The organism is Streptomyces sp. NPDC107454, from assembly GCF_055582885.1.
Genome location: NZ_JBVJPA010000005.1, coordinates 204,515 through 215,209, shown reverse-complemented (window position 1 = coordinate 215,209; position 10,695 = coordinate 204,515). Strand labels below are relative to the sequence as shown.

The following is a 10,695-nucleotide window of genomic DNA, read 5'->3' as shown; positions in this document are numbered from 1 at the left end:
GATGATGTGGTTTGAAGATCGAGGTGCAGGTTCGCCGCTCAAGTCCCAGTTTCTGGCGGCACCCCTTGTTCCAGGTAGGCGGTCAGGCCGGCCGCGCGAGCTTGGAGCCCGGCGGTGATCCGGCGTACGAGGCGGGGGATAGTGAGCTCTGGCAGCTGCTCGGCGTCGTGGAAGTCGTAGCTGCGGAGCTCGTCGGCCTGCAACGCGATTTTCTGGCGCTGGTCCGCGCTGAGACGGCCGCCGTCGAAGAGGTAGAGGACCTTATCTCCCTCCCCTGGATTCGGCGCCCAGTCCACGACGAGCAGGCGGCCGATGTGTGGCTTGATGGCCAGCTCCTCGTGGACTTCACGCAGGCAGGCTTGTCGGGGAGACTCCCCCTGCTCGACGTATCCGCCGGGGATGTCGCGGTAGTCCTTGTATGAGGGTTCGACGAGCAGGACTCGGTCGGCGTCGTCGAAGAAGAGAGCGCCGGCCGCCATACGGGGGTGGGCCATCTTCGCCTCGTGCTCGTTTTCGCTCACAGGATGGACTCTAGCTGCCGACGACGCGAAGCCTCCGGGCCAGGTCAGCTACAGGCTGGGACGGCCGGCCGCGGGTACCGCGGATCCAGCCAATGACCAGCTCGCGGCTGAGGTAGTGGTGGCGCACCTGTTCCGGTGCAGCCTGCTCGGCGTCCAGCAGGGTGGCCAGGGCTTCGTCGGTTCGGTTCCAGGCGCTGAGTGCTCTGGCGACTTCCAGGCTGTGCCTTACACGTCTTTCCACAGGCAGGTCGCTGGTGTCGATGCGTTGCCCGAGGTCCGCGGCAATCTGGATGTCTCCGAGCTCTCCGGCGGTGGCGACGCAGTGAATGGCCACGTTGGTCGGGCCGAAGGCCGTCCACAGGTGATTGGCGTCGGCGCCCAGCCGCTGCGCGGCTTCGTCGGCTTCCCGGAGGAAGGTCTGCGTCGTCGCCCGGTCCTCTGCTCGGGCGGCCGCCATAGCGCCAGCGAGGAAGAGCGTGCCGTAGACCGAGAGGTACTCGTCGTTCGCGGTGCCCAGGCCAGGCTCCATGACGGCCGCCGCGTCGTTCACCAGCTGGATTGCCGCAGTGAAGCGGCCGGTGGCCATCAGACAGTGTGTGACCGCTCGAAAGAGCGAGCCCGTCACCGTGTTCTGGCCGCTCTGTTGCGCGGCTGCCAGGCCGCGGTCGGCGGCGATCCACGCCAGTTCCGACTCCCCGACCTTGCCCAGCACCATTGCCGCACCGTGGTAAGCCAAGGCGAGTTGGGTATGGGCCTCCTCTCCATCCCGGCCTGAGTACGCGCGGGACGCGGCAAGGGCATCGGCCAGGACGAGGGGCAGCCGTTGAGTGGCGAAGCCATAGCGCGATACCTGGTAGGCGTCGAGAACTTCTTTCACATTGGCCCGCAGGTCCGCCAAGGTGGGTGGTTCGTCGTCAGGTGGGGCTCCCAGCAAAGGCGTGAGCTGCTTGTAGTCCATGAGGGCCTCGCGCAGGGCGGGGACCGTGCGGCGGCCGCTGTCGTTCGACCACTCGATGAGGGTCGGTTCGGCGAGCAGGTCTCCGAGGGAGACGTCGAGGGCATCGGCGAGTGAGGTGATCACCGATAGCCGGTCGAGCTCGATCCGATTGTTCTCCGCTTTGCTCAGCCAGTCCGTGGTCCGCCCGACAAGGCCGGCCAGGACTTCTTGGGAAAGGCCGCGTCGGCGCCGGTACCAGGCGACGCGCTCGCCGATGGTCAGGTTCTCTGTCATCCCTCGCATGTCCTGAGCATCACCTCGTGGCCGGAATCGACCCCGGAAGGATTTTCCGGGGTGCTGCGGGGTGCCGTACCTACTGTCGCAGTAGATCGAAAAAGCCGCCGGGCAATGTGGTCAACTCCCTCTGCTTCGGCTGGCTTTGGTGATCGGTCCTGCTTCTCAAATGGGAGCAGGGCACGGCTCGCTGATACGGACTGGGGGTGTGGAGGGTGCGCAGCACGAATACGGCGGAGCCGTGGATCGAGCAGGGTCTCGGCCCGTTCGGACCGGCAGCTCTCAAGCCGTACTCCAGAACGCGGTTAGCCACGGACGGCAGTGCCTTGCTGAAGATCTACGTGGGCATCGACCCCGAGGGGCGGCGCCAGCGTGAGGTCGCGACGGTCGAGCGCGCTGCCCTGTGGGGTATCTCGGTCCCGGCGGTCCTGGCCACGGGAAACGATGGGGCCGGGTCTTGGACGGCATTCCGAACGGTGGATGGGTCGCCGTGCTCGGTAAGCACGCGCTCAGCGATTGAGGAGTACATCGGTCACGTCGTGGCTGTGAGCGGCAGGCTGCACCGGCCTACCGCTGGCGCCGCTCCCGGCTCCGGCTGGGAAGCACGGCAAGCAAGTGTCGCTTCCTCGCACCAGTTCCTGCTCGATCAGTTCTCTCCTCGCTGCCGGTCGCTGCCCTGGTGGACGGCGCTGAGTGAGGCGCTCCAGCCGATCGATTCCCATCCGGTCGTTCACCTGCATGGCGACCTCAAGCCTGAGCACCTCCTCGTGGACGGCGAGCGCCTGCACGTCGTCGACTGGGAGGCGAGCGCCTGCGGACCGGCCGTACTCGACTACACCGACGTGGTGTTCCACCTCGTACGCGACCTGCTGTACCGGGGCGTGCCGCCCGGACGCATCCCGGTCGATCTCCTGACCCGGTTGCCGTTCAGCGGGCCGGTCCTGGCCTGGCGCCTCCTCCTCTGGCTCGATCGCCGTCGGACGCGGGACATCGACCTCATCACCGCCGACGACGTCTATCGACTCGCTGCCGAGGAACAGGCTGCCTCCGCGTACCGGTCGCTTGCTCAGTCGGTCGCGCTCCTCCGCGCTGCCGGCGTCCCTCGCTGACTCCTCCGCTCCACCGCTCGCCCAGGCGTGCTGACGCCTGCCTTCATCCCCTTCTATCCACCCGTGAACGGGAGTTCGTAATGCCTCGTACGAGCACGACCATCGACAACACCCACATCGTCATCGACACCGGCATGGCCCAGCCGGACGCGACGACCATCGTGGAACGCAAGGGCCTCGGCCATCCGGACACCCTGGCCGACCATCTCGCCGAGCGGTTGTCCCGCGCCTACAGCCGCTACACCGTTCAGCACTTCGGCGCCGTACTGCACCACAACTTCGACAAGCTCGCCCTCCTCGGGGGAGCCAGCGAAGTGCGGTACGGGGCCGGCCGGATGACATCGCCGGTGCGGGTCCTGGTCAATGGGAGGGCCGCGCCGTTGTGCGGTGGCGAGCCGATCCCGGTCGAGGACATCGTGGAGGCCGAGGTCCGGGCGTTCTTCGCCGAGCGACTGCCCGAGGTCTCGGCCCACCTCGACATCGTCTTCAACATCACCAGCAATTCGAGCCCGGGCGCTGTCCTCACCGGCGACGGGGTGCCCGACCGCACCCGCTGGTTCAACCCGCGCTCCGTCGAGGATCTCCGCGAGCGGCGGGTACGGCTCTCCAACGACACGTCCCTCGGCACCGGCTGGGCGCCGGAGAACCCGTTCGAGTCGTTCGTACGGGAACTGGTGGACCACTTCTCCGGGAAGAGCGATTTCACGCTCGCCCACGCCTGGTGCGGCTCTGACGTCAAACTCATGGGCTACTGGGACGGAGCCCAGGCCGACATCGTGTTGTGCGTCCCCCAGAAGTCGCGTCACGTCGCCAGCCGAGCGGAGTACGTCCGCAACGCGGAGACCGTCCTCGCCGAGTGCTACCGCCTCGCTGGCCTCCGGCTGCCTGGAGCGGAGGCACGCTTCCGGCTGAATGCTCGCGACGTTCCGGAGAAGGACGAGCTGTACCTCACCTACACCGGCAGTTCGATCGAGTCCGGTGACGAAGGCGTTGTGGGGCGAGGAAACCGGGTCAACGGGCTGATCACACCCTTGAGGCCGATGAACCTTGAGGGCGCCAACGGCAAGAACCCCGTCTACCACGTCGGCAAGCTGTACAACGTCGCCGCGCAGCGACTCGCCACCCGGCTCCACGAGGCGACCGAGGGGCACGCCGAGGTTCACCTGGTGAGCACGACCGGGCAGCGACTCGACCAGCCCTGGCGCATCCTCGTCCGCCTGTCCTCTCCCCACGCCGAGGTGGACAAGGTGCAGGCCCTGGTCACCGAGGCTCTCGGCGAGTTCCCGGCCCTGACGGACGAGCTGGTCTCCGACGGGATCGTGCTGAGCTGATGGCGACGCGGACGCTCGGAGAGGTTCCCGCAGGGTGCCAGCGGCGGCTACTCGCGCACTACGGGCCGGAAGCCCAGGAGTGGCTGGACACAGCGCCAACCCTGCTGGAACAGGCCGCCGAACGCTGGAGGCTGTCCCTCGGCGACTACCACGACGCCGGACACGCCTCGGTGATCGCGACAGCGACCACCCTCGACGGGCGTCCGTTACTCCTCAAGGCATGGACCGACCCCACCCGGTATCGCCACGAAGTGAGTGCACTGCGGCTGTGGGCCGGCGGGCCGACGGTGGACGTCATCGAGGCCGCTGACGACCTGGCAGTGGCCGCCCTGGAGCTGGTGGGAGGGCGCCCTGGTGGTGCCGAGCGGCCAGAGCGCGAGGTTCAGATGGTGGCGGCTGCCCTTCAGGGGCTGCACACCCTCGGCCAGCACCGAAGGCGACCGAACAGCTTCCCGCTGCTCACCGACCACCTCGGCACGGAGATGCTGCCGCGGATCCGGCGACGGATGGATACGCTCGACCTCGACGCATGGCACCTCCTTGTCGACACCGCGCTCCCGGCGCTCGCCGGACTGCAGGAAGACCCAGGCAGGACAACTGTCCTGCACGCGGACTTGTATCGGGAGAACGTGCCATTCGACTGGCTGGGGCACCCTCGCCTACTCGATCCGCTGCCCATGCTGGGCGACGCGGCATTCGACTGGGCCTTCTGGACCGTCTACTACGACCTTGGGCACGGGACCGACGGGCGGCTGGCCGCTGCCGCCCGGATCTCGCGGATCCCCATTCCCGTACTCGCGCCGTGGTGCAGAGCGCTGGCCCTCGACGGACTCCTCTACTACCTGGAGGCCGGGGACCCGAGAGCACCGCAGATGGCGGAAGTGCTCGCCGGCCTTTCCGCATCGACCCCGAGGAGGGGCTCGTGACCACCTACGTCCTCCGCCACGGCCAGACGAACTACAGCAAGCGGTACGTCGTCAACGGCGACCCGTCCCAACCCATCCACCTGACCGAGGAGGGTCGGCAATCGCTGAGCCTGGGCTGGTCCACCCTCCCTCTCCACACCGTGCGGACGTGGCTGACCAGCGAATTCCCGCGTGCCCAGCAGACGGCTTCTCTGCTGATGGGCGTGCCGGCGGCGGAGCTGGTCATCGACCCTCGCCTGAATGAACTCGACTACGGAGAGTTCGAGGGCCGCCCGTTCCTGGAGTACGCGGTCTGGCTTGACGGCCAGGGTCCGAACGAGCGGCCTGCGGGTGGCACCGAGTCCCAGCGCGCTGGCATCCGGAGGATGCTCACCGGATTGCTCGCCACCCTGGAGCGACCCGGACCCCGCGTTCTCGTAGGCCACGGCCTTTTGGCCTCCGTGCTCCTCTGGCATCAGAGCCGATCTCCGAAGGAGGCCATGCCGGTCTTCTTCGCGGAGGCGCCGTACGTCGAGCCGATCGCCATACCCGACGACGAGCTACCGGACTGGATCACGGCGCTGATGCGTGATCTCGACAGGGACGTTCCCGGAGGTCGCGCCGACCGCGGTGGCGCGGACATATTCCGGATCGGTGAGGGCCCGGCGGTTGCTACCGTCGAGTCCGTATCCCACCAGCCGGATCAAAAGGATCTTCCTCATGCATGATGCCCGCGCCCTAATCGAAATGGGTGCCGAAGCGGTTCGTCGGCTCGCTCGTCGCGGTTACTCTCTGGACCTGCCCGAGCTGGAGTCCCTCCAGTCTCGGCGCAACCAGAACATCCGCTCGGCCGACGAGCTGCGGGCTGAGTCCAAGCGGGTGGCGAGTGAGGTCCAGCAGACGGCCAAGCAGGGCGGCGACATCTCCAAGCTGAAGGAGCGTGCCCGCGAGCTGAAGGACCAGATCCGGGACATCGAGGTCGGGCAGGTGCAGGTCGAGGAGCAGCTCCGCGACCTCCTCCTCAGCATCCCGAACCTGCCGGACGACGCGGCCCCGGACGGCGACTCCGAGGACTTCGCGGTCGAGATCCGGCGGGTCGGCACTCCGCCGGCCTTCCCGTTCGAGCCGAAGGACCACGTCGACCTCGGTGAGGCCATCGGCATCCTCGACTTCGCTCGGGCGACGAAGCTGTCCGGCCCGCGCTTCGCGGTCTCGCGCGGCGCCGGAGCGGCGCTGGAGCGTGCCCTGGCCACGCTCTTCCTCGACCTGCACACCCGTCGCCACGGATACGTCGAGCACGCGGTCCCGTACCTGGTCACCCGCAAGACGATGACCGGCACGGGGCAGCTGCCGAAGTTCGAGGAAGACCTGTTCAAGACCGGCGTCGCCGACCGCGAGCTGTTCCTGATCCCGACGGCCGAGGTGCCGCTGACCAACCTCTACGCGGACGAGATCATCCCCCCGGCCGAGCTGCCGCTGGCGCTCACCGCGCACACGCCGTGCTTCCGGTCCGAAGCCGGGTCGTACGGTCGCGACACCCGGGGCCTGATCCGTCAGCACCAGTTCGCCAAGGTAGAGATCGTCCAGATGGTCGACCCGGCGGACGCGGACGCCACGCTGGAGACGATGGTCAGCCACGCCGAGGCATGCCTGAAGGAACTCGGCCTCGCCTACCGAGTCGTCAAGCTGGCCGCCGGCGACACGGGCTTCTCCGCCCAGCTCACCTACGACATCGAGGTCTGGATCCCGAGCCAGAGCACATACCGCGAGATCTCCTCGGTCTCCAACTTCGGCACCTTCCAGGCCCGCCGGGCCAACATCCGGACCCGTGGCGAGGACGGCAAGCCCAAGCTCGTCGCCACGCTCAACGGCTCCGGTCTGCCTATCGGCCGCACTCTGGCCGCTCTCCTTGAGCAGTACCAGCAGCAGGACGGTTCCATCCTCCTGCCCGAATCTCTCGTCCCATACCTGGGCTTCCGCCGGATCTCGGCGGACGGAACACCGGAGGCATAGTGCTCGTCGGCGTCTGCGACTTCCCTGGTAGCTACGCATTTCCACCCGCCGGATACGGCGGAATCGAACGATGGCTATGGGCGGTCGCCACAGGCGCCCGAGCCGCAGGCGCCGACGTACACCTCCTGGGGCCGGGCTGGCTCACGGACCTGGAACACGACTGGGTCCGCAAGCCGGTCCGCCTGGAGGACATCAAGCCCGGAACCCTCTCCGAGCGAGAGCTGCGCGACAGCGGCTACGACCTCCTGGTCGTGGGTCACGAGTACCCGTCCCTTCCGGCCTGGACCCGCACATGGAGCGAGCTGGACTGCGACGTCGCCACGTTCCAGCACTCGCCGGTCTTCCAGCACACCGCCACCGCCTTCGACGGCCAGCGGTCGCGGCTCTACTGCTACTCGCCTGAGATGACCGAGCGCTACGCCGGCCACCGGCCGATACCCGAACTCGCTGTTCACCTGGGCCTCCACGAGGAGGAACCTCCGGCCACCGCCGGCACCGACCTCGTCTGGCTCGGCCGGATCGACGAGGACAAGGCGCCGCACATCGCGGTGCGGGCGGCACAGATCCTCGGCCGCCGGATCCGAATCGTCGGTCCGGTTTTCGACAAGGAATATGTGCGCCGCCACGAGGACCTCCTCGGGGCCGAACACGTGGAGTGGGTCGGGGAACTCGGTGGCACCGCCAAGACGGCCGCGATCACCGAGGCGTCTGTCTTCGTCTATACGTACGCCCGCGAGTACGTGGAGGCCGGTGCCGCTGTCTTCGGTGAATCTCTTCGCGCCGGCACCCCCATGGCGGCTCTGACCTGGCGGGAAGGGACATGCGCCCAGGCGGCCCTGTGCAACGAGACCGGTGGCGTCGCCATCGCTGACCCGCTGGAGGACGACGAGACAGCGGCGCGAAGGCTCGCCGACTCGATTCAGCAGGTGGAAGACCTCGACCACCGCCGGGTCCAGGCGATCGGGATGCAGCGTTTCGACCCGGTCCGCCACTTCCAGGCGATGGCGACGCGATCGTGCTGACCCGCGCGAACCGCGTGCTTGGGGATGACCTGGCCCAGCAGATACCCGGCGTATTGCATGCTGCGTTAGGCCCTCACTGGGAGTTCACGGTCGACGGCCGTCACATCCAGGTCCGTCACCCGAAGCGCGGTACCCCCTACAGGCCGCCGCACAGACCGCCCTCATGGAGGGAACTGCTCGATTCCCTGGAGACTGGCTTCGCCCGAGTTGGGGCCCCACGCGATGCCTGCCTTCCCCTCCGCTGGGGGCGGGAGACCGAACTGACCATCTCCGCGGTCCAGGCACTTGACCCACTCCTCAAAGACGGCCAACTCCGCACGCACCGAAGCGGGTTCCTTCCCCAGCCAGTCGTCCGCTTCACAGGCCAGCGCGACGCCACCGGCCACTTGAAGGACGGCTTCCTGACCTCCTTCGTCAACGTATCCCGGGTCCAACCCATAAGCAGCCTGGACGAGTACGGCGCCATTCTCGACGGCTGGCTAACAGTCCTATCCCAACTCGGCTTCCACGCAAGGCACTTGAGCATCAACGGCGACCTGACCTCGTGGCGCCGGCGTCAGGTGGAAGGGATCACGCTGCGCTTCCGCCATCTGGACCACACCTTGGGCGACATCGTCCTCCTGTGGAACACCGAACACCCAGGCCGGATGGCCGTAGACCTCGGCAGCGGACTGGAACGTCTGGCATGGGCTCGCACCCAGGAGCGCTGGCACCAGCTGATCTACGGCAGCTTCGCCGGGACTGCGTCGCCGGCCACGCTGGATGCCATCCGTACGGCCACGCTCCTCCTTGGACACGGGATCACCCCAGCTGCCCGAGGAGCGGGAGGCATCACCCGGAGAGTCATCGGCGCCATCGACCGAGACGCCGCACGCCTTGGCGCCGGGGCCCTGGTCCGGGACATGTACGGCTACTGGTCGCTCTTCGGCATCCTGCGCGCACCGTGGCCAGAGGTCGCTCGGGCCATCGAAGAAGAGATGCGCCTGTAGGGCGCGCCCGGTATCAGTTCTGTCCTCTGACAAGCGCTGTTGACCGGTTGTCAGAGGACTCTGCTCACGGTGCGGCTCCGGTCGTCAGGGACGCGGCCCGAACAGCATCTGCGCAAGACGCTGGCGTACCTCTGGTCGAGCGAGTGCGTCGCTGGTACTGAAGAACGTGATGTCACCCGAGTCACTGATGAGCTGCGGTGCGAAGTATTCGAGCCGAGGATGCTTCTGCATCACGGGGCACGTCGGCTCGTGCGGCAAGCGGTGGCCTCCCCGCCCAGCGCACGAAGTGCAGCGGCCGGTGGCGTCTCGCCGACGCCCGTCTTCAGGCAGCGGCGTCACCCACCCTTCGCCTTTGCAGTCCTGACAGACGTTGTCCTTCGCGAGGCACCTACAAGCCTCGGTGGTTTCGGCGACCTGTGACTTCATTAGGTGACGGTAGCCAACGCGCATGGGTTGGCGGTTGCAGATCCAGGGAACGGAAACATGGCGATCAAACGCACCTGGCAAACGGTCAAGATCACTTATCAAAGGACAAGTTCGCCGGGGGCAGACAGGAAAGACCCCCTGAAGGGCTGGTGCCCGGCGGCAAGCCATGTCAACGTACAACGCTGCTGGTAACTACCCCCGAGTCCAGGAGGCGCCCCTGCATCCGCACCGTCCCAGCGAACCCTCTCATCCTGACTTCCCGGACCCCGTGTACTGGGTCACCCCGCGCCACTTGGCTGGCGACGACGACGCGCTCGCCGAGCGGATCGGCGACACCTTGGCCGGCCTCGGCTGGCGCATGTGGCCCACCGCCCGCCACACCCTGCTGTACGTCAGCCCGGATGGGCTGTGCGGCGCCGAATGGATCCTCGCGGCCTACCCGTTCGAGCTGGGCGGACTGCCGGTGGCCTGGCAGCTGAGCGCCCGCCCGCATCCCACCTCCGTGATGCCGGAGTGGAACGCGTACTTCACCACCGGCGTCCCGTACGAGGCGCTTGCCGACCTCCTCATGGAGATCGACAGCCACAAGACGCCCGACGTGGGCTTTGAAGGGCCCGAGACCGTCCTCAACGCGCTCTGTGCCCGTGGCTGGATCCGCGACGTGGATCGGCCTCGCACGACTGCGGTGGACCCCGGGTTCTCCTCAAGCGTGTCCCTGGAGATGCTGCCACCGCTCATTGAGGACGCAGACCCGCGCCCCGACCTGGTGGGCTGGCAGGCGTGGGCGGAACCCGTACCTGGTGTCCCGTATCTGTGGTGCGCCAGCTTCAGCGCCAGCGTCCCTCACGGCCTGGTTGCCGCCTTCGCTTCCTCGCTCGCCTCGCCGGTTCCGGTGCCTCGCCGCACTGTGCCCGAGAGCGCCGAGGGGCGACTCACGGTCGTTCGCCGCAGCTGACGACTCCGCCCCATTGGAGCCGTTGGTGTGCAGCTCGTTCGCCAGTCTCTCCCAGCAGCCGCACGTTTCCCGTGCCCGCCACATAACAGAGAGGAAGAGATCTTGTTCTTTCGACGCGCTCGCGAGGACCGCGCATTTCGTGAGGCGCAGCGTGCGGGCTTTGTGCTGCTCCTGCAACTGCAGGCCACGCAGC

At 67.5% G+C, this 10,695-nt stretch carries 10 protein-coding genes; 8 read left to right on the top strand and 2 right to left on the bottom strand.

The annotated features are described in order from the left end of the window. Positions 1-38: 38 nt before the first annotated feature. Positions 39-521 (bottom strand): NUDIX domain-containing protein, encoded by a 483-nt coding sequence (locus ACZ69M_RS13925; protein ID WP_470049641.1) that lies wholly within the window; start codon positions 519-521, stop codon positions 39-41. Between the two features lie 10 nt (positions 522-531). Next, the gene (locus ACZ69M_RS13920; RefSeq protein WP_470049639.1) at positions 532-1,752 is read right to left on the bottom strand and encodes a helix-turn-helix domain-containing protein; all 1,221 of its coding nucleotides are present in this window, start codon (positions 1,750-1,752) and stop codon (positions 532-534) included. A 215-nt stretch (positions 1,753-1,967) separates the two neighbouring features. On the opposite strand from ACZ69M_RS13920, the gene ACZ69M_RS13915 reads away from it, so the two are divergent. From ACZ69M_RS13915 to ACZ69M_RS13880, 8 genes are all read left to right on the top strand, one after another. Then, on the top strand, positions 1,968-2,861 hold the full coding sequence (locus ACZ69M_RS13915) for an aminoglycoside phosphotransferase family protein (protein ID WP_470049637.1): 894 nt from the start codon (positions 1,968-1,970) through the stop codon (positions 2,859-2,861). Positions 2,862-2,941: 80 nt separating this feature from the next. Then, positions 2,942-4,192, top strand: coding sequence for a methionine adenosyltransferase (locus ACZ69M_RS13910; RefSeq protein ID WP_470049635.1), 1,251 nt, complete (start codon positions 2,942-2,944; stop codon positions 4,190-4,192). After that, positions 4,192-5,118: an aminoglycoside phosphotransferase family protein gene (locus ACZ69M_RS13905; RefSeq protein WP_470049633.1), complete on the top strand. Its 927-nt coding sequence runs from the start codon at positions 4,192-4,194 to the stop codon at positions 5,116-5,118. The genes ACZ69M_RS13910 and ACZ69M_RS13905 overlap by 1 nt, the downstream gene beginning before the upstream one ends. Then, positions 5,115-5,825: a histidine phosphatase family protein gene (locus tag ACZ69M_RS13900; RefSeq protein ID WP_470049631.1), complete on the top strand. Its 711-nt coding sequence runs from the start codon at positions 5,115-5,117 to the stop codon at positions 5,823-5,825. Before ACZ69M_RS13905 ends, ACZ69M_RS13900 begins: the two co-directional genes overlap by 4 nt. Then, positions 5,818-7,110, top strand: a complete 1,293-nt coding sequence (gene serS, locus ACZ69M_RS13895) for a serine--tRNA ligase (RefSeq protein WP_470049629.1) — start codon at positions 5,818-5,820, stop codon at positions 7,108-7,110. The genes ACZ69M_RS13900 and serS overlap by 8 nt, the downstream gene beginning before the upstream one ends. Beyond that, positions 7,110-8,132, top strand: a complete 1,023-nt coding sequence (locus ACZ69M_RS13890) for a glycosyltransferase (protein WP_470049628.1) — start codon at positions 7,110-7,112, stop codon at positions 8,130-8,132. The genes serS and ACZ69M_RS13890 overlap by 1 nt, the downstream gene beginning before the upstream one ends. A 386-nt stretch (positions 8,133-8,518) precedes the next feature. Continuing rightward, entirely contained in the window at positions 8,519-9,121 is a 603-nt protein-coding gene (locus ACZ69M_RS13885) for a hypothetical protein (protein ID WP_470049626.1), read from the top strand. Between the two features lie 694 nt (positions 9,122-9,815). Next, positions 9,816-10,502 (top strand): SPDY domain-containing protein, encoded by a 687-nt coding sequence (locus tag ACZ69M_RS13880; RefSeq protein WP_470049624.1) that lies wholly within the window; start codon positions 9,816-9,818, stop codon positions 10,500-10,502. Positions 10,503-10,695: the final 193 nt, after the last annotated feature.

Excerpts from the sequence above, each read along its gene's own strand:
- ACZ69M_RS13920 (WP_470049639.1), bottom strand. The coding sequence starts at position 1,752 with ATGACAGAGAACCTGACCATCGGCGAGCGCGTCGCCTGGTACCGGCGC.
- ACZ69M_RS13910 (WP_470049635.1), top strand. The coding sequence starts at position 2,942 with ATGCCTCGTACGAGCACGACCATCGACAACACCCACATCGTCATCGAC.
- serS (WP_470049629.1), top strand. The coding sequence starts at position 5,818 with ATGCATGATGCCCGCGCCCTAATCGAAATGGGTGCCGAAGCGGTTCGT.
- ACZ69M_RS13905 (WP_470049633.1), top strand. The coding sequence starts at position 4,192 with ATGGCGACGCGGACGCTCGGAGAGGTTCCCGCAGGGTGCCAGCGGCGG.